We start from the raw sequence: 22,543 nt of genomic DNA on the forward strand, positions 1-22,543 counted from the left end.
CAAGCGGGTTAGCCAATTCCAGCAAAAGTGCGCAGCGGTTTTGCGTCCGGAATTGCGTAAAACAACGCTCTAGCGAAGGGTATCAGCGCGACGTCCTCAACGAATGTGGCGAACCGTCATTGGCAAGTTCAGGCATGAGATCGGCAATATCGACCACCTTGCCGGTGCGCGAGCTCTCCAGCGCGGCAATACCGCAGAGCACCGACATGGCGCCCGCCCGCGTACCGGCGCGCTGGGCGAGCCTGTCTTCCATATCGGGCTTGAAGATCATGTTGCGCATCCGGTCGTCGCCGCCGTAATGGCCGCCGGTGAAATGCGGAACGACGATGCGCTCCACTGCCTCCTTACCATCAGGGAAATTGCGGATGAGGAGGATCGTGTCCTGCTTCGGCTCTTCCCAGGGCTGGGCCTCATACTGGCGAAGCTCGATCCGCCCTTTGGTGCCGTTGAAGGCAAGGTGATGGCCTTCGATCGGCTGGAAGGTGTTCAGCGAATAGGAGACATGGACGTTGTTGCGGTAACGAAGCGACACCACCATCGTATCGGGAATGTCGATATCCTCGCGGAAGACGCAGCCGTCTCGGAAGTAGCCGTCGATCTTCGAGGGATCCTCGTAGAGTGAATCGAGGAAGGGATCGGCCTCGAGATCGAGATAGTAGTCGCATTCATTCGCGTGCGGACAGAGCTTGCAGCGTGGGCCGCGGAACGGGCCCTTGCGGCCGTAATTCTGCAGGTCGGCGAAGGAGGTGACGGCCTCGGGATCGCTGTCGAGATACCAGTTCAGGAGGTCGAAATGATGCGTCGCCTTGTGGACGAACAGGCTGCCGGAGTTTTCCGTATAGGCATGCCAGCGGCGGAAGTAATCGGCACCGTGCTTGGTGTTCAGATACCAATGAAAATCGACTGAGGTGACCCGGCCGATCTCGCCGGCATTCAGCAATTCCTTGATCTTCGCAGCCGTCGGCGCATAGCGATAGTTGAAGGACACATCGACCCGGCGACCAGTGCGCTTTTCGGCATCCAGAATCCGGCGAATCTTTTCGACCGAGGTCGTCATTGGCTTTTCGGTAATGACATCGATGCCGGACTCCAGCGCCCGCACGACGATATCGTCATGCGTATGGTCGGGCGTACAGACGATGACGAGATCCGGCTTCTGCTCAGCAAGCATCGAATCGATGTTTTCGTAGAGCGGCGCATTGCTGCCGATCATGTTGCGGGCGCGCTCGCCGCGCAGCGAATTCTTCTCGACGATCGCGGTCAGGTCGACATGTTCGCGCCAGCCGGCAAGCAGATCCTTGCCCCACATGGTGGTGCCGCGGTTTCCCGTACCGATCAGGGCAAAACGGCGTTTCTCCATCGAATGATCCTCCTGCATGCGTGATGAAACAAATACTGAAATCAGGCCTGGCAGCAGCTCTTGAAGCGCTCGACGCAGGTGGCGATCACTTCCTCGGCCGGGCGTTTCCACCAGTTTTCGGCCGAAAAGATCTCCACCTCCTGGGCGCCGAAGAAACCGGCGGCCTCCACCATCCGTCTTATGCCTTTGAGGTCGATCACACCATCGCCCATCATGCCGCGGTCGAGCAGCATGTCCTTTGTCGGCACCAGCCAGTCGCAGATGTGATGGGCAAAGATGCGTTTCATGCGGCCGGCGCGGGCGATCTGGTTGGCAAGATCGGGATCCCACCAGACATGGTAGACATCGACCGCAACGCCGACATCCTCGCCGAGCCGTTCGCACATGTCGAGCGCCTGACCGAGCGTGTTCACGCAGGCACGGTCGGCGGCATACATTGGATGCAGCGGTTCGATGGCGAGCTTCACGCCGGCAGCCTGCGCATGCGGCAAAACGGCGGCAATGCCGTCGAACACCATTCGGCGCGCGGCGACGATGTCCTTCGAACTATCAGGCAGACCGCCGACGACGAGCACGAGGCAATCGGCTGAAAATGCTGCCGCCTCGTCGATGGCCCGCCTATTGTCGTCGAGGTTTTTCTGCCAGTCGGCATCGTTCGCCGCCGGGAAGAAGCCGCCGCGGCAAAGGCCGGTCAGCTTGATGCCGTTCGACTTGACGATACGCACCGCCTCGTCGAGACCGACCTTGGCGACCTGGTCGCGCCAGGGGGCGATCGCGGTGATGCCGTGTTTCAGGCAGATATCGACGGCCTCGGCAAAGCCGCATTGCTCGCGGATCGTCGCCAGATTGATCGAAAGTCCTTCGACCTGCATGTCATTCTTCTCCCATTCCGCGTGCTTCAGTTCACGCCGTGGACGGCGAGCACCTGGCGCATGCGGCTTGCGGCAAGCTCGGGATCGGCCAGGACCCGGGCCTTGTCGGCCAGGCGGAAGAGTTCGGACAGATGCGTCAGCGAGCGGGTGCTCTGCTGGCCGCCGACCATCACGAAATGATCCTGCAGGCCGTTGAGATAAGCGAGGAAGACGACGCCGGTCTTGTAGAAGCGGGTCGGCGCCTTGAAGATGTGGCGCGACAGCGGCACGGTCGGTTCCAGCAGGTCGAAGAATTCATGGTTGCTCTTGCGGCCGAGCGCTTCGAGGGCTGCCGAGGCAGCCGGAGCGATGGCGTCGAAAATGCCGAGCAGTGCGTCGGAATGGCCCTCTTCGTCGCCGGCGATCAGTTCGGCATAGTTGAAATCGTCGCCGGTATACATGCGCACGCCTTTCGGCAGCCGGCGGCGCATCGCCACTTCCTTCTCCTTGGAGAGCAGCGAGATCTTGATGCCGTCGACCTTTTCGGCATGGGCCTCGATCACCTCGAGGCAGGTGGACATGGCTTGGATATGATCACCGGTACCCCAATAACCCTCGAGCGCCGGGTCGAACATTTCGCCGAGCCAATGGATGATGACGGGTTCCTTGACCTGGCGAAGGATCCGGTCATAGACGCGGATATAGTCGTCCGGCCCTTTGGCGGCCGCGGCAAGCGCCCGGCTGGCCATCAGGATGATGCGGCCGCCGGCCGCCTCCACGGTTTCGATCTGCTCCTCATAGGCCCTCAGGATCGTGTCGACGGTGACGTCGGGTCCCGGCGTCAGGTGGTCCGTGCCGGCGCCGCAGGCGATCAGCGCGTCCTTGCGGCCGGCAGCCTCACTGAGCGCCCGGCGGATGAGGTCGCGCGCTTCCGGCCAGCCGAGGCCCATGCCGCGCTGCGCCGTATCCATCGCTTCGGCAACGCCGAGGCCGAGATCCCAGAGCCGATGGCGGAAGGCGAGGGTACGCTCCCAATCGATCGCCGGCGTCAGCCACGGATCGTTGTTGGCGAGCGGATCGGCGACGACATGGGCGGCAGCAAAGGCGATGCGCGGAAAGGCCTTGGCGTCACGCTTGGCGAGCGCGATCGGCGTGCCGGTCAGCGTGTAGGGAACGATCTTGCCGTCAAGAGGGAGATTGATCGTCGTCACGGCTTAGAACTCCAGTGCGGGAACGTCGAGCCAGCGGCGCTCGGCCCAGGATTTCAGGCCGAGTTCAGCAAGCTGCACACCCTTGGCGCCGGCTTCCAGCCCATAGGGCCACGGTGCGTCTTCGACGACATGGCGGATGAACATTTCCCACTGTGCCTTGAAGCCGTTGTCGAAGGCCTGCGTATCGGGAACCTCGTCCCAGGTCTTGTAGAAGTCGATCGTCTGCGGCTGGTCCGGGTTCCAGACCGGCTTCGGCGTGTTGACGCGGTGCTGGCTCCAGCATTTCGTCAGACCGGCGACGGCCGAACCATGCGTGCCGTCGACCTGGAAGGTGACGAGGTCGTCGCGGCGGACGCGGACGGCCCAGGAGGAATTGATCTGCGCAATCGCGCCGCCTTCGAGCTCGAAGGTCGCATAGGCCGCATCGTCGGTGTCGCAGTCATAGGGCTTGCCCTGCTCGTCGATGCGGCGCGGAATATGCGTAGCACCGAGGCAGGATACGGCTTTGACTTCGCCGAACAGATTGTCGAGTACGTAGCGCCAGTGGCAGAGCATGTCGAGGATGATGCCACCGCCGTCGCCCTTGCGGTAGTTCCAGGACGGGCGCTGGGCCGGCACGCCCCAATCGCCTTCGAAAACCCAGTAGCCGAATTCGCCGCGTACCGAGAGGATCTTGCCGAAGAAGCCCGAGTCCCTGAGCAGCGCCAGCTTGCGCAGGCCGGGCAGGAAGAGTTTGTCCTGCACGACGCCGTGCTTGAGGCCGGAGGCGCGGGCCTTGCGGGCAAGGTCGAGTGCCACCTGCAGGTCGTCGGAGATCGGCTTTTCGCAATAGACATGCTTGCCGGCATCGAGCGCCTTGGACAGAAGTTCGGCGCGCATCAGCGTCGTGCCGGCGTCGAAGAAGATCGTGTCGTCGGGATTGGCGAGCGCGGCATCGAGATCGGTCGACCAGCGCTTGATGTTATGCTTTTTCGCCAACTCCTCCATCTTGGAGCCGTTGCGGCCGACGATGATCGGGTCGATCTCGAGTTTCTCACCCGATTTCAGCGTGATGCCGCCCTGGTCGCGGAAGGCGAGGATAGAACGCACCAGGTGCTGATTGTAACCCATGCGGCCTGTAACGCCGTGCAAGATGATCCCCAAGCGTGCCATGTTTTCCTCCCAGCAGATTTTTGCGGCGGGAGCGGGCGTCCTGGCCCGGCCCTCCCAAGCCGGTAACTAAACAGTTACTTGATGGCAGAAGAGCGGCGCGGCTGTCAATAGTCAAATCCGAATTTAGAAATTCAGCGCTTGATCGAGGCGAGCGTGACGTGGACGATATGTCTTTCCCAGGCATTGAGATGGGTCGGCTCGATCAGGTTGCGGCCAAAGATCGTCGACAGCGTGTATTGGTTGGACAGATAGAAATAACCGAGCGAGGCGATCGTCAGGTACACATGCAGGGGATCGGCGGTCTCGATGAAGACCCCCTGCTTCTTTCCCCGTTCGAGCACGTCCGAAAGCTCGCCGATCAGATGCGAATGCAGTTCCTTGAGCCGGACGGACTGGCGCAGCCAGCGGGCCCGATGCATATTTTCCGTGCCGAGCAGGCTGAGGAATTCCGGGTGTTGGAGGAAATAACGCCAGGTGAAGAGCGCCAGTTCGCCGATGCCTTCCTCGGGGCTGCGGTCGCCGATATGCAGCGCGCGTTCGGCGGTGCGGATGCCGACATAGGCCTCTTCGAGCACTCTGAGGTAGAGCTGCTCCTTGTCGCCGAAATAATGATAGAGCATGCGCTTGTTGGTGCCGGCGCGCTCGGCAATGGCGTCGACACGAGCCCCGCCCATGCCGTTCTCGGCGAATTCCCGGGTTGCCGCGTCGAGGATCGCAGCGCGTGTCCGCTCCGGATCGCGTTGGGCCGTCCGTTCCGCGGCTGGGCGCCGAGACCTTTTCTTTTCCCCATTCCCCCCGCTGTCGTTCATTTCTCCACCTCCGTCTCACATGTTGCGCTCATAAGCCTTCGGTGCGAAATTGTAAAAACCGAATTTGAAAGCCCCGCGAGCGACACCGCTTGACACGCTCGCCGCTTTGCCCGTAGCTTGTAACCAATTAGTTATTTATGCAAGGGTAACTAGGTTCGGAAGCGTGTGGAGGCGCTTCCCTTTAGAGGAGGAAAGAAATGACATTCCGTGTAAGCAGACGTAATTTCGTCGCGGGAGGCGCCACGCTTCTCTCGCTCTCGGCGCTGGGAACCAGCGCTTTGGCACAGGAAACGCGACTGCGTCTCCTGTGGTGGGGCTCGCAGCCGCGCGCCGACCGCACCAACAAGGTATCGCAGCTCTATCAGTCGAAGAAGCCGGGCACGTCGATCACCGGCGAATTCCTCGGCTGGGGCGACTACTGGCCGCGCCTTGCGACCCAGGTGGCTGGCCGCAACGCGCCCGATGTCATCCAGATGGACTATCGCTATATCGTCCAATATGCGCGGCGCGGCGCGCTCGCCCCGCTCGAATCCTATATGCCGGCCAAGCTCAACCTCGACGATTTCGACAAGGCGCAGATCGAAGGCGGCAGCGTCGACGGTCATCTCTATGGCGTCAGCCTGGGCGCGAATTCGGCGGCCACGGTCCTGAACACCGCGGCCTTCAAGGAGGCCGGCGTCGATCTGCCGACCCAGGCGACCACCTGGGAAGAGTTCGCCCGTATGGGTGCGGAGATCACCAAGGCAGGAAAACGCAAGGGCATGTTCGGCATCGCCGACGGCAGCGGCAGCGAACCGCTGTTCGAAAACTGGCTGCGTCAGCGCGGCAAGGCTCTTTATACTGCAGACGGCAAGATCGCCTTCGACGTGGACGATGCCTCCGAATGGTACGACATGTGGGCCAAGTTCCGTGAGGCCGGCGCCTGTGTTCCCGCCGATATCCAGGCTCTCGACAAGAACGATATCGAAACCAACACGGTCTCGCTCGGCAAGTCGGCCGCCGGTTTTGCCCATTCCAACCAGTTCGTAGGCTATCAGGCAATGAACAAGGACAAGCTGGCGCTGACCAACTACATGCGCGTCAAGGGGGATTCGAAGGGCGGCCACTATCGCAAGCCTTCGATGTTCTTCTCGGTCTCCGCCCAGTCGAAAGCCATAGATATGGCCGTGGACTACGTCAATTTCTTCGTCAAGAACCCCGAAGCAGCGCTGCTTCTGGATGTCGAACGCGGCATTCCGGAATCGAAAGCCATGCGCGAGGTGGTCGCGGCGAAGCTTGATGAGAACGGCAAAGTTGCGCTCGCCTATGTCAGCGGCCTCGGCGATCTCGCCGGCAAATTGCCGCCGCCGCCGCCGGCCGGCGCCGGTGAAGCTGATCTGATGTTACGCAACATCGCCGAACAGGTCGGCTTCGGACAGCTGTCTCCTTCCGACGGCGGCAAACAGCTTGTCGCTGAAATCACGCAGATTCTCGCACGAGGCTGATCCCGTATGAGCAATGCGATGCGCACGCCCGCAGGGGCCATCAATGTGGAAAGATATCAGGGGGCCGTGGCCGAAGGACGCTTCAAGCGTCTCTGGAATGCCAATGCTCCCGGCTATCTTTTCCTTCTTCCATGGCTCATCGGCTTTTTCGGGCTGACGCTCGGGCCGGCCCTGATTTCGCTCTACCTTTCCTTCACCGACTTCGACATGCTTCAGTCGCCGCGGTGGGTGGGAATGGCGAATTACGTGCGCATCGCCACGGCGGATCCGAAATTCTCGGCCGCCATGTATGTCACCCTGACCTATGTCGTCTTCTCGGTGCCGTTCAAGCTGACCTTCGCATTGCTGGTCGCCATGGCGCTGAACCGCGGCCTGCGCGGGCTGTCGGTCTATCGTGCCATCTTCTATCTGCCGTCACTGCTGGGCGGTAGCGTGGCGATCGCCGTGCTCTGGCGCCAGCTTTTCGCCAGTGATGGCCTCGTCAATGCCGCGCTTTCGTATTTCGGTATCGAAGGTCCGAGCTGGATCTCGCATCCGAACTATTCGATCTATACTCTGGTGGCGCTGTCCGTCTGGCAGTTTGGCTCGCCGATGATTATTTTCCTGGCCGGCCTGCGCCAGATCCCGCAGGATATGTATGAGGCCGCGAGCCTCGACGGCGCCTCCAAGTTCCGGCAATTCTACAAGATCACGCTGCCGCTTCTGACGCCGGTGATCTTTTTCAATGCCGTCGTCCAGACGATCGATGCCTTCAAGGCCTTCACGCCGGCCTTCATCATTTCCGGCGGTACCGGCGGTCCGATCAACTCGACGCTGTTCTACACGCTCTACCTCTATCAGGAAGCCTTCGGCAATTTCCGCATGGGCTATGCCTCGGCGCTCGCCTGGATCCTGGTGGTGATCATCGCGATCTTCACCGCCTTCTCCTTCCTGACCTCGCGTTATTGGGTGCACTACGATGACTGAGATGACCGCTTCCGTCACTGCGGCCAGGCCGCCATCCGACATCACCAAACGCAGCCTGCCGGCGTCGCTCATCATCCACGCCCTGCTGATCGCCGCTTCGCTCCTCATGCTCTATCCGCTGTTATGGATGGTTTCGGCATCGGTCAGGCCGGAAACCGAGATCTTCTCGTCGACCTCGCTCATTCCCTCGTCGATCGATTTCTCCTCCTATGCGCGCGGTTGGGTCGGCCTCGATGTCAGCTTCGGCCGGTTCTTCTGGAATTCGCTGGTCATCTCGCTGCTGGTGGTGACCGGCAATGTCATCGCCTGTTCGCTGACGGCTTTCGCCTTTGCGCGGCTGCGTTTTGCCGGCCGGAATTTCTGGTTCGCGATCATGCTCGGCACGTTGATGATCCCCTATCACGTGACGTTGATCCCGCAATATGTGCTCTTTCTCGATCTCGGCTGGGTCAACACCATCCTGCCGCTTGTCGTGCCGAAGTTCCTGGCAAGCGATGCCTTCTTCATCTTCCTGATGGTGCAGTTCTTCCGCGGCATTCCGCGCGAATTGGACGAGGCGGCGATGATGGACGGCTGCAGCGCTTGGCGCATCTACTGGAAGATCATGCTGCCGCTGTCGCTGCCGGTGCTGGCAACGGCCGCCATCTTCTCCTTCATCTGGACCTGGGACGATTTCTTCGGCCCGCTGATCTACCTGAACGACATGAACACCTATACGATCCAGCTCGGCCTGCGCACCTTCGTGGATTCCACCAGCGCATCGGATTGGGGCGGTTTGTTCGCCATGTCGACCCTGACGCTCGTGCCGGTGTTCTTCTTCTTCCTGTTCTTCCAGCGCCTGCTGATCGAGGGCATCGCCACGACGGGCATGAAGCGTTGATGGCGATGACGGGAAAGAGCGACATGAGCATCAGGACGGTCGCGATCATTGGCTGCGGTATCGGCCGCTCCCATATCGTCGAGGGTTACCTGCCGCATTCCGACAAGTTCAAGGTCGTGGCGATCTGCGACCTGAACGAGCAGCGCATGGCAGCGGTCGGCGACGAGTTCGGCATCGAACGGCGCACCACCTCTTTTGCGGAGCTGCTGGCCGACGACACGATCGACATCATCGATATCTGCACCCCTCCCGGCATCCATCTGGAACAGGTGGTCGCAGCGCTTGCCGCCGGCAAGCATGTTGTCTGCGAAAAGCCGCTGACGGGCTCGCTTGCCGCCGTCGACACCATCATGGAAGCGGAAAAGACCGCCAAAGGCGTACTGATGCCGATTTTCCAGTACCGTTACGGCGACGGCATTCAGAAGGCCAAGCGGATCATCGACGCCGGTATTGCCGGCAAGCCCTATACCGCTTCGGTCGAAACCTTCTGGCTGCGCAAGCCGGAATATTACGCCGTGCCCTGGCGCGGCAAATGGGCGACGGAGCTCGGCGGCGTGCTCGTCACCCATGCGCTGCATCTGCACGACATGATGATGCATCTGATGGGGCCGGCGGCAAGGGTCTTCGGCCGCGTCGCCACCCGCGTCAACGATATCGAGGTCGAGGATTGTGCCTCCGCCAGCCTGCTGATGGAAAGCGGCGCCTTTGTCTCGCTTTCCTGCACGCTTGGTTCGCAGGAGCAGATCAGCCGGCTCAGGCTGCACTTCGAGAATGTCACTTTCGAGAGCAGTCACGAGCCCTATACACCCGGCAAGGACCCCTGGAAGATCATCGCCGCAAACGACGACGTGCAGCAGCAGATCGACAGGGTGGTTGGCGACTGGCAGCCGGTCGCGCCGCGCTTCACCACCCAGATGGGCCAGTTCCACGCTTTCCTCAGCGGCCATGCGCCGCTGCCGGTGACGACAAAGGACGCCCGGCGCGCGCTGGAACTCGTCACCGCCATCTACCAGTCTTCCGATAGCGGCGCCGACGTGCCGCTGCCGGTGGGTTCTGATAGTCCGAAATACGCCGATTGGCGCGCAAGAACGAAGTAACCGGTAAAATAAAAAGAGAGGGTTTTGAGAAGATGGCAACCAGTGTCGTTCTTCAGAAGGTCGAGAAGCGCTACGGCGCGATGGATGTGATCCATGGCATCGACCTGACGATCGATCCCGGCGAATTCGTCGTTTTCGTCGGCCCCTCGGGCTGTGGAAAATCCACCCTGCTGCGCATGATCGCCGGTCTCGAGGAGATCTCAGGCGGCGGGCTGTTGCTCGACAACGAGCGCATGAACGAGGTGGCGCCTGCCAAGCGCGGCATCGCCATGGTCTTCCAGTCCTATGCGCTCTATCCCCACATGTCGGTCTACAAGAACCTCGCCTTCGGCCTGGAGACGGCGGGTTACAAGAAGGCCGATATTCAGCCGAAGGTGAAGCGCGCCGCCGAGATTCTGCAGATCGAGAAGCTGCTGGAGCGCAAGCCGAAGGCGCTCTCCGGCGGCCAGCGCCAGCGCGTCGCGATCGGCCGCGCCATCGTGCGCGAGCCGCGGATCTTCCTGTTCGACGAGCCGCTGTCGAACCTCGATGCCGAACTGCGCGTGCAGATGCGCGTCGAGATCTCCCGCCTGCACCGCAGCCTCGGCAATACGATGATCTATGTCACCCATGACCAGGTCGAAGCCATGACGATGGCGGACAAGATCGTGGTGTTGAATTCCGGTCGTATCGAGCAGGTCGGCGCCCCGCTCGATCTCTACAACAACCCGGCCAACCGCTTTGTCGCCGGTTTCATCGGCAGCCCGAAGATGAATTTTTTGAAGGCCCGCATCGAGCAGGTCGGAGAGACCGAAACCAGCATTCATGTCTGCGGCAATTCCGTCCGCCTGCCGCGCCGCCTGAAAGGCGGGGCGGGGGAGGAGGTCACTTTCGGCATTCGCCCCGAACATCTTTCGCTGGCCGAAGGCGCAATCACACTGTCGACCGTCAACGTCGATCTCGTTGAAAACCTCGGCGGCGCTACCATGCTCTATACCACGACGCCGGATAACCAGCTCCTGACCGTCGCACTCGACGGCCAGCAGAAGGTGGACCCCGGCGCCAATGTGAAGGCTTCCTTCGATCCGGCCCGCTGCCACGTCTTCGACGCGGCCGGCAAGACGATCTAAGCGCGCGGCTGCTTGACAGCCGATCCTCCTCTGGCCCATCATTTCACGAAGGGCCGCAAGGGGGTTGAGCATGACGCCTGAAGATAGGATTCATGCGCTTGGCATCTGGCAGGGGCCGATCGAAATCTCGCCGATAGCAGGCGGCATCACCAACAGGAACTATTTGGTCAGCGATGCCGTCGCGCGTTGCGTGGTGAGACTCGGCACCGATATCCCGATCCATCACATCAACAGGCAGAACGAGCTCGCCGCGAGCCGTGCCGCCCATGCGGCCGGCATATCGCCTGCCGTCATCCATCATTCGCCGGGCGTCCTGGTGCTCGAATATATCGAGGCGCGGGCGCTGTCGCCGGAGGATATCAGGACGCCGCACATGCTCGCCCGGGTCTTGCCGCTGGTGCGTGCCTGCCATCGCGACATCGCCCGGCATTTCCGTGGCCAGGCGATGATCTTCTGGGTCTTCCACGTCATCCGAGATTATGCCGCCAATCTGAAGGCGTCGGAAAGCGCCTATCTTCCGCTGCTGCAGGGGCTCGTCGGCAGGGCTGAGACGCTGGAAGAAGCGGCAGGGCCTTTCGAGATCGCCTTCGGCCACAACGACCTGCTGGCCGCCAACTTTCTCGATGACGGCAAGCGGCTCTGGCTGATCGACTGGGACTATGCCGGTTTCAACACGCCGCTTTTCGATCTCGGCGGATTGGCCTCCAACAACGAGTTCTCGGAAGCGGCCGAGCACACGATGCTGGAGACCTATTTCGCCCGGCCGCTGACCGATGATCTCAACAGGCGCTACGCCGCGATGAAATGCGCCTCGCTGCTGCGCGAGACGCTCTGGAGCATGATTTCGGAAATCCATTCCACCATCGATTTCGATTACGCCGGCTATACGGCCGAAAATCTCGCGCGCTTCGAGCGCGCCTATCAAGCCTTTGAACAGGACCGATAAATGACGAAGGAATTACCGAAGACGGCGAAAGCCGTGGTCATCGGCGGCGGCATCATCGGCTGCTCGACGGCCTATCATCTCGGCAAGCTCGGCTGGACCGATACCGTCCTGCTGGAGCGCAAGAAGCTTACCTCGGGCACCACCTTCCATGCCGCCGGCCTCGTCGGCCAACTGCGCACCAGCGCCAACATCACCCAGCTTCTCGGCTATTCCGTCGATCTCTACAAGCGGCTGGAAGAGGAAACGGGCCTCGGCACTGGCTGGAAGATGAATGGTGGCCTGCGCCTTGCCTGCAATGAGGAACGCTGGACCGAGGTCAGGCGCCAGGCGACCACCGCCCAGTCCTTCGGCCTCGAAATGCAATTGCTGACCCCGCAGGAAGCCTTCGATCTCTGGCCGCTGATGACTGTGGACGATCTCGTCGGCGCTGCCTTCCTCCCGACCGACGGCCAGGCCAATCCCTCCGACATCACCCAGGCGCTGGCAAGGGGCGCCCGCATGTCGGGCGTTTCGATCTTCGAGGATACCGAAGTCCTCGACCTTGAAATCGACAAGGGGAGAATCCGTGCCGTCGTCACGGCGCAAGGGCGCATCGAATGCGAGCGCGTCGTCGTCTGTGCCGGCCAATGGACGCGCGCCTTCGCCGCCCGCTTCGGCGTCAACGTGCCGCTGGTCTCCGTCGAGCATCAATACATCATCACCGAATCCTTCGGCGTGCCCTCCAACCTGCCGACGCTGCGCGATCCCGATCGCCTGACCTATTACAAGGAAGAGGTCGGCGGCATCGTCATGGGCGGCTACGAGCCGAACCCCATCCCCTGGGCGAAAAACGGTATCCCCGAAGGTTTCCACTACACGCTGCTGGACAGTAATTTCGACCATTTCGAGCAGATCATGGAACAGGCGCTCGGCCGCGTTCCGGCGCTGGAAAATGTCGGCGTCAAGCAGCTGCTGAACGGCCCGGAAAGCTTCACGCCGGATGGCAACTTCATTCTCGGCGAGGCGCCGGAGCTGAAGAATTTCTTCGTCGGCGCCGGCTTCAACGCCTTCGGCATCGCCTCTGCCGGCGGCGCCGGCATGGCGCTTGCCGAATGGGTGACGAAGGGAGAGCCGCCCTATGATCTCTGGCCGGTCGATATCCGCCGTTTCGGCCGGCCGCATTTCGATACCGACTGGGTGCGGACACGCACGCTCGAAGCCTATGGCAAACATTACACCATGGCCTGGCCGTTCGAGGAACATTCGAGCGGCCGCCCCTGCCGCAAATCGCCGCTCTATGACCGGCTGAAGGCGCAGGGCGCCTGTTTCGGCGAAAAGCTCGGCTGGGAACGGCCGAACTGGTTTGCCGATCTCTTCGCCAACGAGGAGCCGAAGGATATCTACAGCTACACCAGGCAGAACTGGTTCGACGCCGTCGGCCGCGAGCATAAGGCGGTGCGTGAGGCGGCCGTCATCTTCGACCAGACCTCCTTTGCCAAATTCGTGCTGAAGGGCAGGGATGCCGAGGCAGCCTTGTCCTGGATCGCCTCCAACGATGTCGCAAGGCCGGTCGGCTCGCTCATCTACACGCAGATGCTGAACGACAAGGGCGGCATCGAATGCGACGTGACGGTCGCCCGCATCGCCGAGAACGAATATTACATCGTCACCGGTACCGGCTTTGCCACCCATGACTTCGACTGGATCGCACGCAATATCCCGGCGGCGATGCAGGCCGAGCTGGTCGACGTCACATCCGCCTATTCCGTGCTGTCGCTGATGGGACCGAATTCCCGCGCCGTGCTGGAAAAGGTGACGGGTAGCGACGTCTCGAATGCGGCCTTCCCCTTCGGCAAGGTCAGGACCATCGGCATTGCAGGCTGCCCGGTGCGGGCGCTGCGCATCACCTATGTCGGTGAGCTCGGCTACGAACTGCATATTCCCGTTGAATATGCGACCACGGTCTACGACGTGCTGATGGCATCAGGCGGCGAACTCGGCCTCGTCAATGCCGGCTATCGCGCGATCGAGAGCTGCCGCCTGGAAAAGGGTTATCGCGCCTGGGGGTCGGATATCGGTCCCGACCATACGCCTATTGAAGCCGGTCTCGGCTGGGCGGTGAAGATGCGAAGGAATATTCCCTTCCGCGGCCGTGAGGCGATCGAGCAGCAGCTTTCGGGAGGCGTCAAGAAGCGCCTCGCCTGCTTCATTCCCGAGGATGCCGATGCCGTGCTGCTCGGCCGCGAAACGATCTATCGCGACGGCAAGCGCGTCGGCTGGCTGTCGAGCGGCGGCTTCGGTTATACACTGGGCAAGCCGATCGGCTATGGCTACGTCCGCAGCCCCGAGGGCGTGACCGAGGATTTCGTGCTCTCAGGCACCTATGAGCTCGATGTCGCGCGGGAACGCATCCCCTGCAAGGTATCGCTGTCGCCGCTCTATGATCCCGATATGGCGCGAGTGAAGGCCTGACCATACGACTTGGGTTTGCCGTGTTTCAGCGTCAAAGCAGGACGGTCGCGGCTTGGACGTGTAGCAACGCCTTGCCATCTCTCCCTAGTCAGAGCAAGACGTGCCCCGAGGGAAGAGGACAGGATGAGGAAGAGATAGAGCCTGCGCCAGAGGCTCCGAGCCTCAGAACAGCGGCAACCGGTCGTCCTGGATCAGGATCTCCAGCTTGTCAGCCACATCCTGCGTCCAGGCCCGGTGGCCTGTCAAAGCCGCCGGGAAAAGTCCGGGAAGGGTGAAAAGAGCCGCCGAAATCGCCAGGCCGGTGCGCGGGGTATCGGCGATGAGAGCGGCGATTTCTGCAGCCCTTGGATCGCGCAGCTCATAACGCTCGCCGTTTCCGTGTTCGCCGATCGCATAGCGCATCCACGCCGCTACGGCGATCGCATAGGTCTCCGCCCTGTCGCCATGCGCCAGAGCCTCGCTTGCCGGCTCCAGCAGCCGTTGCGGCAGTTTCTGCGTGCCGTCCATGGCGATCTGATAGGTGCGATGGGCGATCGCCTTGTTCGCAAAGCGCGCTATCAATTCGTTGGCATAGTCATCGAGATCGATGCCCGGCACCGGATCGAGCGTACGCGCGGCCGCGTGCATGTGGCGGTAAGCAAGTGCTGCCAGGGCTGCATCGTCCATCACGTCGCGGATGAATTCATAGCCGCCGATATAACCGAGGTAGGCGAGCAGCGAATGGGCTCCGTTCAGCATCCGCAGCTTCATTTTTTCGTAGGCCGAGACTTCCTCGACCATCAGCGCGCCGCGGACCTTTTCCCAGGCCGGCCGGCCATTGGCGAAATGATCTTCGATGACCCACTGCGTAAAAGGCTCTGTCTCGACCGCCGCCATGTCGGTGCGGCCCGTCAGCCGCTCGGCATCGGCATAGGTCGCTTCGGTGCTTGCCGGAGTGATGCGGTCGACCATCGTCGAAGGGAAGGGCACATTCGCTTCGATCCATCGATGCAGGTCGGGATCGATGCGCGAGGTGAATTCAAGCACGAGGCGTTTCAGAACCGCGCCGTTGCTCGGCAGGTTGTCGCAGCTGAGCGGCGTAAAGGGCGCGATCCCCTTCTGCCGGCGGCGCGCAAGGCCTTCGACGAGGTAACCGATGACGCCGCGAGGCGCATGCCGGCTGGCGAGATCGGCGACGATATCGGGGTGCTTCAGATCGAGGCCGCCGGTTGACGGATCGAAACCATAGGCCTTTTCCGTCACCGTCATGCTGACGATGCGGACAGCGGGATCTTCGAGCCGCGCCAGCAGGCCAGCCGGATCGCGGGGCGCCACATGCGCCTTCAGGATCGAACCGATCACCTCAGCCGTCGTGCCCGAGCTGTCGCGGATCAGCGTCGTATAAAGCCCGTTCTGAGCGCTCAGATTGTCAGCGACATCGGGCGTGCGCAGGCTTGCTACCTCGATGCCCCAGTCGCCGCCTGCGGCTGCGAGCGCAGCATCCGTAAACGGCGCGAAATGCGCGCGGAAGAAGGCGCCTGGACCCAGATGCAGGATGCCGCTTTTCAGCCGGCTGCGGTCATAGGCGGGAAGCTTCGCCGTCGGGGCGAGGCCGGAAAGGGTCCGTAGTCGTTCGGTCACAGCTTGTAGGCCTTCTTTGCATTGCCATAGGAGAGCTCGCCTGCGACGATCTCGGCTTCGCGCTTGGAAATCCGGTGCTCGGCGGCGAGCTGGGCAAGGAAGCGGCAGACTTCGCGGCGCCAGACGTCATGCCGGGCCGGGATCGATAGCAGCGCGCGCGTATCGTCGTTGAAACCCGCCATATTGGCAAAACCCGCCGTCTCGACGACCTGGTCGAGGTAACGGCGGATGCCGAGCGGGCTGTCGTGGAACCACCAGGGCGGGCCGATCATCAGGCAGGGCCAATGGCCGACCATCGGCGCCAGCTCGCGTGCATAGGTCGTCTCGTCGAGCGTGAAGAGCAGTACACGCAAACCTGGTGCGTGACCATATTTTGATAGCAGCGCATTCAAGCCGCCGACCCAGTCCGTGGGTGTGGGGATATCGGCGCCCATATTCGGGCCGCGGGCCGCAAAAAGTCCGCTGTCGGTATTGCGTCTCGAGCCGGCATGGATCTGCATCACCATGCCGTCCTCGGCCGAAAGTCCGGCCATCTCGGTCATCATCTGGCCGCGGAAGAGCTCGGCATCCTCGGCCGAAAGCGGACCCTTCAGCGCCTTGTCGAGCAGCGCCTGTTTTTCCGCAAGCGGCAGATCGGCGGTGAAGGCCGTGGGCACGCCGTGATCGGTCGCGGTGGCGCCGAACTGGCGGAAGTAGGCGCGCCGGCGCCGATGCGCCTCGATCAGGCCGTCCCAGCGCGTGACGTCGACGCCGGTGATCTCTCCGAACTTGATGAGATTGTCGCGGAAGCCGACGGCATCGGGATCGGTGACACTGTCCGGCCTGTAGGTGGTGCGCACCTTGCCGATCCAGCCGTCGGCCGCCATCTTCTGGTGATGCGCCAGAGGATCGAGCGCTCCATCCGTCGTCGCGATCGTTTCGATGCCGAATCGCTGATGCAGCGCCCGCGGGCGGAATTCCGGAAGGGCAAGCTGGGCATTGATATGGTCGTAGAGCGCATCGGCATTGTCTGATGTCAGCGGCTCGGTGCAGCCGAGCACGGCCGACATGGCGTGGTCGACCCAGAGGCTCGAAGGCGTCCCGCGGAAGAGATGATAATGCGCGGCAAAGGTCCGCCAGATCGCCCGCCCCTCAGCCACCGGCTTGCCGTCGAGCCGCGGCACGCCGAGCTCGTCCAAGGTGACGCCGACGCTGTGCAGCATGCGGAAGAGATAGTGATCGGGAATGACCAGCAGCGAGGCCGCGTCTTCAAAGGGCTTGTCGTGGGCGAACCAGGAGGGTTCGGTATGCCCATGCGGGCTGACGATCGGAAGATTGCGCACCGTCTCGTAGAGCTCTCGCGCGATGGTCCGTGTTGCCGGATCAGCCGGAAAAAGCCGGTCCGGATGAAGAAAGCCGTTTCCTGCATCCATCAGTATTCCTCCCTGATGGATAACGGCCTACCCCACAACATCAGGCGCGGCAAGGTCTTTTAGTAACCAAACGGTACAGTTTTGCGCGTGGCCGCGCCGGGCATGGAAAGCATTGACGAGGCGGCCTATTTCCGCTTTGGGAGAACCATCTGTGCCGGTTTCGGCAAAGGAGCATCGATGTCCGACGAGACGAACCACATCACCCGGCTGGAAGAAATGCTGGCCCACCAGGCAAAGACGATCGAAGAGCTTTCCGATCAGCTCGCCGAGCAATGGAAAACGGTCGAGCAGATGCGCACCAAGCTCGACCGGCTGACCGAACGCTTCCTGTCGCTCGAGGAGCAGTCGCTGGACGCGCCAGCGATCACCCGCCCGCCGCATTATTGACGACACGCGGCGCAATGCCGCGTGTCGTTGGGTGTCTTGCGCCATGAGGCGGCGGATCAAACGCCGCCGATGCAGAGATATTTCATTTCCAGATAGTCGTCGGCGCCGTGTCGCGAGCCTTCGCGGCCAAGGCCGGATTGCTTGATACCGCCGAAGGGTGCCGTCTCGGATGACATCAAGCCGGTATTGATGCCGATCATGCCGTATTCCAGCGCTTCCGCCACCCGCCAGACCTTCTTCAGATCGCCGGCGTAGAAATAGGCGGCGAGGCCGAACTCCGTGTCGTTGGCTTGGTTGATGACATCTTCGACCGTGTCGAAGCGAAAGAGCGGCGCCACCGGCCCGAAGGTCTCCTCGCGCGCCACCTTCATGCCGCGCGCAACGCCTGTCAGCACCGTCGGCGTGAAGAAGGTGCCGGCGCCGTCGATGCGCTTGCCGCCGGTCAGCACCTTGGCGCCCTTGGCAAGCGCGTCGCTGACATGATCCTCCACCTTGGCAAGGCCTTGCGCGTCGATCAGCGGCCCGATCACGACGCCCGGCTTGAAGCCGTCGCCGACCGACATCTCGGCGACCTTGGCGGCAAGCTTGGCGGCGAAGGCGTCATAGACGTTCGACTGGACGTAGAGGCGGTTGGCACAGACGCAGGTCTGGCCGGCATTGCGGTATTTGGAAGCGATCGCGCCTTCGACGGCAGCGTCAAGATCGGCATCGTCGAAGACGATGAAGGGCGCGTTGCCGCCGAGTTCCAGGCTCACCTTCTTGATCTGGTCGGCGCACTGCCGCATCAGGATGCGGCCGACTTCCGTCGAACCGGTGAAGCTGATCTTGCGCACCTTTTCGTTGCCGCAGAGCTCGCGGCCGATTGCCGGACCGTCGACCCCGACGATGACGTTGAAGACACCGGCGGGAATGCCGGCCTGCTCGGCGAGCACGGCAAGCGCGATCGCCGTCAGCGGCGTCTGTTCGGCGGGCTTCGAGACCACGGTGCAGCCGACGGCAAGCGCCGGGGCGATCTTGCGGGTGATCATCGCCGCCGGGAAATTCCACGGCGTGATCGTGCCGACGACGCCGACCGGCTGCCGGATGACGATCATTCGTTTGTCGTCGGAAGGCGCGGGGATCGTCTCGCCGTAGATGCGCTTGGCTTCTTCCGCGTACCATTCGATATAGGCCGCGGCATAAAGGATCTCGCCGCGCGCTTCCGGGAACGGCTTGCCCATTTCGGCGGTCAGGATCGCCGCGAGTTCGTCGGCATTGGCGACCATCAGGTCGAACCATTTGCGCAGGATCGCGCTGCGTTCCTTGGCCGGGCGGGCAGCCCAGCCCGGCTGGGCGGCATGGGCTGCGTCGATCGCCGCCCGTGTCTCTGCCGCACCCATATCGGGCAGCGAGGCGAGCAGCTCGCCGGTTGCCGGGTTCAGCACGTCGAAAGTCCTCGTGGCATCGCCTGACGTCCAGACGCCATTGATATAGCCGGCATCGCACAGGAACGGCGAGGAGAAGGCAACGTGTCTGGTCAGTGCGGCGGTGAAAGCCATGTCATATCCTCCTTGGGAGTGCGGCTGCCGGGTTGCGGGCAGCCATTGAATCCGGTTCGGGTGCACTTAACTGCCCGCGCTCGCTTCCAGCATCGAGGCCTCGAGAATATCGAGCGCCTCGCCGAGGACCTCGTCCTGGATGGTGATCGGCGCGAGGAAGCGGATGACGTTTCCGTGGACGCCGCAGGTGAGCAGGATCAGGCCCTTGTCGAGCGCGATCAGCCGCACCCGGTTGGCGAATTCCGCGCTCGGCAGTCCCGTCGTCCGGTCGTTGAATTCGACGGCGTTCATGAAGCCCGGCCCGCGGATATCGACGATCTCGGGCACCGTCCCGCGCAATGATTCCAGCCGCTGCTTCAGCCGTCCGCCAAGCTGGTTGGCGCGGTTGCAGAGATCTTCGTCGGCAATGACGTCGAGCACGGCGTGGGCAGCGGCGATCCCGAGCGGATTGCCGCCATAGGTGCCGCCGAGCCCGCCCGGTCCCGGCGCATCCATGATCGCGGCGCGGCCGGTGACGGCGGCGAGCGGAAAGCCGCCGGCGAGGCTCTTTGCCATCGTCGTCAGGTCGGGTGCCACCTCGTGATGATCCATCGCGAACATCCGGCCGGTGCGGGCAAAACCGGTCTGCACCTCGTCGGCGATCAGCAGGATGCCGTGCTGGTCGCAGAGCTCGCGCAGCGCCTTCATGAAGGCGGCGGGTGCGGAGTAGAAGCCGCCTTCGCCCTGCACCGGCTCGATGATGATGGCCGCGACGCGCTGCGGATCGACATCGGCGGCGAAGAGCTTTTTCAGCGCCGCCAGCGACTGATCGGCGGTGACGCCGTGCAGCTCGACCGGGAAGGGAATATGGAACACGTCGCCCGGCATCGCGCCGAAGCCGACCTTGTAGGGCACGACCTTGCCGGTCAGCGCCATGCCCATGAAGGTGCGGCCATGGAAGCCGCCGCCAAAGGCGATGACGGCCGAGCGGCCGGTTGCGGCACGCGCGATCTTGACGGCGTTCTCGACCGCTTCGGCGCCCGTCGTGACGAAGATCGTCTTCTTCTCGAAATCGCCAGGCAGCAGCGCGTTCAGCCGTTCGGCAAGTTGGACGTAGCTTTCGTAGGGCACCACCTGATGGCAGGTATGGGTGAAGCGGTCGAGCTGATCCTTGACCGCTGCGATGACCCGGGGATGACGGTGGCCGGTATTGAGAACGGCGATGCCGGCGGCGAAATCGATGTAGCGGCGGCCCTCCTTGTCCCAAATCTCGGCATTCTCTGCGCGATCCGCATAGATCTGGGTGGTCATGCCGACGCCGCGTGAAATAGCGGCGTTCTTCCGGTCGGTAAGGCTTGTCGCGTTCATCGATGGCTCCTGCGCTGAAAGGGTTTGAATGCTATCTTGCATAATTTCTGCAAGATATATATAAAACACCTACATTTTTCCTGCAAGAAAACAAGCGGCATTTTTTGCTTCAAACATCACGCTTTTTGATGGAGGTTCTGGGGCGATTGGAATCGGAGATAGTTTCGCATGGATGATAATGGGCCTGTACGCTACAAGGTGGCGGAAGCCGCGCGGCTGGCGGGCGTTTCGGCTTCGACGCTGCGTCTCTGGGAAAGCCAGGGTCTGGTGGTTCCCGGTCGTTCCGAAACTGGCCATCGGCAATACAGCGCCGACGATGTGGCGCGGTTGAAGCGCATCTCCTGGTATCGTGTCGAGCGCGGGCTCAATCCCGCGGCAATCCGCGAGGCGCTGGAGAGCGAGGAACCTTCCGCCGATGGCGCCGAGGCAAGCCAGGATACCGGCCTCGGCCGCAAGCTGCGCAGCCTGCGCCATGCGAGCGGCAAAACCCTCGATCAGGTGGCCGGCGACATCGGCGTCACCTCGTCGACGCTCTCGACGCTGGAGCGCACCTCGCAGGGTGTCAGCTTCAAGACGCTGCACGATCTGGCGGAGTATTACGGCACCACCGTCTCGCGCCTCTCGGGTGAGGAAAGCGGGGAGGTAGCGGCGCTGGTGCGCGCTGGTGAATGGCGCGCCTGGCCGGAAACGACGCCGGGTGTCGCGGTGCAGCTCCTCGCCGAAGGCCGCCGGATGATGGATTGCCATCGTTTCGTGTTGGCGCCGGGTGCTGCCAGCGAGGGCGCCTATCGCCACGAGGGCGAGGAATTCATGCATGTTCTGTCCGGCCGGCTCGAACTGGTGCTCGACGGCGATCAGTTCTTCGATCTCGGCCCCGGCGATTCACTCTATTTCGAAAGCCGCCGCGATCATTCCTGGCGCAACCGCCACGATGGCGAAACCGTGCTTCTCTGGATCAATACGCCGCCGACATTCTGAACGGTCCGCGGCAGGAAAGCGGTTTCGTATTTTGCGTCTTTGCGCTATAGCGCTGCTGCATAAAGTTATGCAGCCATTCAAGTGCTAGAGCGTCCTTTGCGGCTCTCGAAAAGACGTGCGGCGCTGTAGGGGATGCATCGAACGAAAGACAGTCTCATGGCAGCGACCATACGTTATCACGAAGGCGATATTTCAGCGGCCGACATTGCCCGCTACACCGGCGCGATTGCGATCGACACCGAAACGCTCGGCCTGGTGCCGCGCCGCGATCGGCTCTGCGTCGTCCAGCTTTCGCCGGGTGACGGCACCGCCGATATCATCCGCATCGCCGCCGGTCAGAAAGTGGCGCCCAATCTTGTCGCACTGCTCGAAGACCCGACCCATCAGAAGATCTTTCATTACGGCCGCTTCGATATTGCCGTGCTCTTCCACACCTTCGGCGTCACGACGACCCCGGTTTTCTGCACCAAGATCGCCTCGCGCCTGATCCGGACCTATACGGATCGCCACGGCCTCAAGGATAATCTCAAGGAGATGCTCGACGTCGACGTCTCCAAGGCGCAGCAATCTTCCGATTGGGCAGCCGAGAGGCTGTCCCCGGCCCAGCTCGAATATGCCGCCTCCGACGTGCTTTATCTGCATGCGTTGCGCGACAAGCTGACGGAACGGCTGATCCGCGACGGCCGCTATGATCATGCGACGGCCTGCTTCGAATTCCTGCCGACCCGCGCCAAGCTCGATCTGCTCGGCTGGGAAGAGGCCGATATCTTCGCCCATAGCTGAGCGAATTGCCTTCATTCTGCGTTTGTTAATAGCCGTGCGGCAGGCTTGCCGGCGTCGTTAGCGATTCGTTAACGCCTGTTTATTAATATTCCCGTTAATTTTTATGCATTTCGATGACGCCGGAACTGCGTCATGCGGACAGGAGGATCTGCTGGGATGCAA

19 protein-coding genes are annotated in these 22,543 nt (G+C 62.2%); 10 read left to right on the plus strand and 9 right to left on the minus strand.

Going from position 1 to position 22,543, the window contains the following annotated elements:
- Positions 1-82: 82 nt before the first annotated feature.
- The 5 genes from RlegSU303_RS23045 to RlegSU303_RS23065 form a co-directional block, all read right to left on the minus strand.
- Complete coding sequence (locus tag RlegSU303_RS23045) at positions 83-1,360, minus strand: Gfo/Idh/MocA family protein (RefSeq protein WP_131629966.1); 1,278 nt, start codon at positions 1,358-1,360, stop codon at positions 83-85.
- Positions 1,361-1,401: 41 nt separating this feature from the next.
- Positions 1,402-2,232, minus strand: coding sequence for a sugar phosphate isomerase/epimerase family protein (locus RlegSU303_RS23050; RefSeq protein WP_131620971.1), 831 nt, complete (start codon positions 2,230-2,232; stop codon positions 1,402-1,404).
- Between the two features lie 26 nt (positions 2,233-2,258).
- On the minus strand, positions 2,259-3,422 hold the full coding sequence (locus RlegSU303_RS23055; RefSeq protein ID WP_131719785.1) for a dihydrodipicolinate synthase family protein: 1,164 nt from the start codon (positions 3,420-3,422) through the stop codon (positions 2,259-2,261).
- Between the two features lie 3 nt (positions 3,423-3,425).
- Positions 3,426-4,574: a Gfo/Idh/MocA family protein gene (locus RlegSU303_RS23060; protein ID WP_131629968.1), complete on the minus strand. Its 1,149-nt coding sequence runs from the start codon at positions 4,572-4,574 to the stop codon at positions 3,426-3,428.
- A 131-nt stretch (positions 4,575-4,705) separates the two neighbouring features.
- Positions 4,706-5,383, minus strand: coding sequence for a TetR/AcrR family transcriptional regulator (locus RlegSU303_RS23065; RefSeq protein ID WP_131629969.1), 678 nt, complete (start codon positions 5,381-5,383; stop codon positions 4,706-4,708).
- Positions 5,384-5,580: 197 nt separating this feature from the next.
- Between RlegSU303_RS23065 and RlegSU303_RS23070 the strand changes: the two genes are divergently transcribed.
- The 7 genes from RlegSU303_RS23070 (at position 5,581) to RlegSU303_RS23100 (ending at position 14,316) form a co-directional block, all read left to right on the plus strand.
- Positions 5,581-6,867: an ABC transporter substrate-binding protein gene (locus RlegSU303_RS23070; protein ID WP_077977094.1), complete on the plus strand. Its 1,287-nt coding sequence runs from the start codon at positions 5,581-5,583 to the stop codon at positions 6,865-6,867.
- A 6-nt stretch (positions 6,868-6,873) separates the two neighbouring features.
- Entirely contained in the window at positions 6,874-7,833 is a 960-nt protein-coding gene (locus tag RlegSU303_RS23075; RefSeq protein ID WP_017962699.1) for a carbohydrate ABC transporter permease, read from the plus strand.
- Positions 7,826-8,713, plus strand: a complete 888-nt coding sequence (locus tag RlegSU303_RS23080; protein ID WP_003544261.1) for a carbohydrate ABC transporter permease — start codon at positions 7,826-7,828, stop codon at positions 8,711-8,713. The genes RlegSU303_RS23075 and RlegSU303_RS23080 overlap by 8 nt, the downstream gene beginning before the upstream one ends.
- The gene (locus RlegSU303_RS23085; RefSeq protein ID WP_205928075.1) at positions 8,713-9,810 is read left to right on the plus strand and encodes a Gfo/Idh/MocA family protein; all 1,098 of its coding nucleotides are present in this window, start codon (positions 8,713-8,715) and stop codon (positions 9,808-9,810) included. Before RlegSU303_RS23080 ends, RlegSU303_RS23085 begins: the two co-directional genes overlap by 1 nt.
- Before the next feature lie 32 nt (positions 9,811-9,842).
- Positions 9,843-10,919, plus strand: a complete 1,077-nt coding sequence (locus tag RlegSU303_RS23090; protein ID WP_131719783.1) for an ABC transporter ATP-binding protein — start codon at positions 9,843-9,845, stop codon at positions 10,917-10,919.
- A gap of 70 nt (positions 10,920-10,989) precedes the next feature.
- Positions 10,990-11,865, plus strand: coding sequence for a phosphotransferase (locus RlegSU303_RS23095; protein WP_131719782.1), 876 nt, complete (start codon positions 10,990-10,992; stop codon positions 11,863-11,865).
- Positions 11,866-14,316 carry a GcvT family protein gene (locus RlegSU303_RS23100; protein ID WP_131719781.1) on the plus strand — a complete coding sequence of 817 codons (2,451 nt, stop codon included), beginning with the start codon at positions 11,866-11,868 and terminating at the stop codon, positions 14,314-14,316.
- 162 nt (positions 14,317-14,478) lie between these two features.
- Here the strand turns inward: RlegSU303_RS23100 and RlegSU303_RS23105 are convergent, their stop codons facing one another.
- Positions 14,479-15,936, minus strand: a complete 1,458-nt coding sequence (locus RlegSU303_RS23105; RefSeq protein WP_131719780.1) for a mannitol dehydrogenase family protein — start codon at positions 15,934-15,936, stop codon at positions 14,479-14,481.
- Positions 15,933-17,348, minus strand: coding sequence for a glucuronate isomerase (gene uxaC / locus RlegSU303_RS23110; RefSeq protein WP_131719779.1), 1,416 nt, complete (start codon positions 17,346-17,348; stop codon positions 15,933-15,935). Before uxaC ends, RlegSU303_RS23105 begins: the two co-directional genes overlap by 4 nt.
- A gap of 177 nt (positions 17,349-17,525) precedes the next feature.
- On the opposite strand from uxaC, the gene RlegSU303_RS23115 reads away from it, so the two are divergent.
- Positions 17,526-17,735, plus strand: coding sequence for a SlyX family protein (locus RlegSU303_RS23115; protein WP_011649924.1), 210 nt, complete (start codon positions 17,526-17,528; stop codon positions 17,733-17,735).
- Positions 17,736-17,791: 56 nt separating this feature from the next.
- On the opposite strand, the gene RlegSU303_RS23120 is transcribed toward RlegSU303_RS23115, so the two are convergent.
- The gene (locus RlegSU303_RS23120; protein WP_131719778.1) at positions 17,792-19,273 is read right to left on the minus strand and encodes an NAD-dependent succinate-semialdehyde dehydrogenase; all 1,482 of its coding nucleotides are present in this window, start codon (positions 19,271-19,273) and stop codon (positions 17,792-17,794) included.
- Between the two features lie 66 nt (positions 19,274-19,339).
- Positions 19,340-20,620, minus strand: coding sequence for a 4-aminobutyrate--2-oxoglutarate transaminase (locus RlegSU303_RS23125; protein ID WP_131719777.1), 1,281 nt, complete (start codon positions 20,618-20,620; stop codon positions 19,340-19,342).
- A gap of 168 nt (positions 20,621-20,788) precedes the next feature.
- Here RlegSU303_RS23125 and RlegSU303_RS23130 point away from each other — a divergent pair, with 168 nt between their 5' ends.
- Positions 20,789-21,598 carry a MerR family transcriptional regulator gene (locus RlegSU303_RS23130; RefSeq protein WP_131707664.1) on the plus strand — a complete coding sequence of 270 codons (810 nt, stop codon included), beginning with the start codon at positions 20,789-20,791 and terminating at the stop codon, positions 21,596-21,598.
- A gap of 156 nt (positions 21,599-21,754) precedes the next feature.
- Positions 21,755-22,381 (plus strand): ribonuclease D, encoded by a 627-nt coding sequence (locus RlegSU303_RS23135; RefSeq protein WP_131719776.1) that lies wholly within the window; start codon positions 21,755-21,757, stop codon positions 22,379-22,381.
- Positions 22,382-22,543 lie beyond the last annotated feature (162 nt).

It is taken from the genome of Rhizobium sp. SU303, assembly GCF_021052345.1.
GTDB lineage: Bacteria > Pseudomonadota > Alphaproteobacteria > Rhizobiales > Rhizobiaceae > Rhizobium > Rhizobium laguerreae.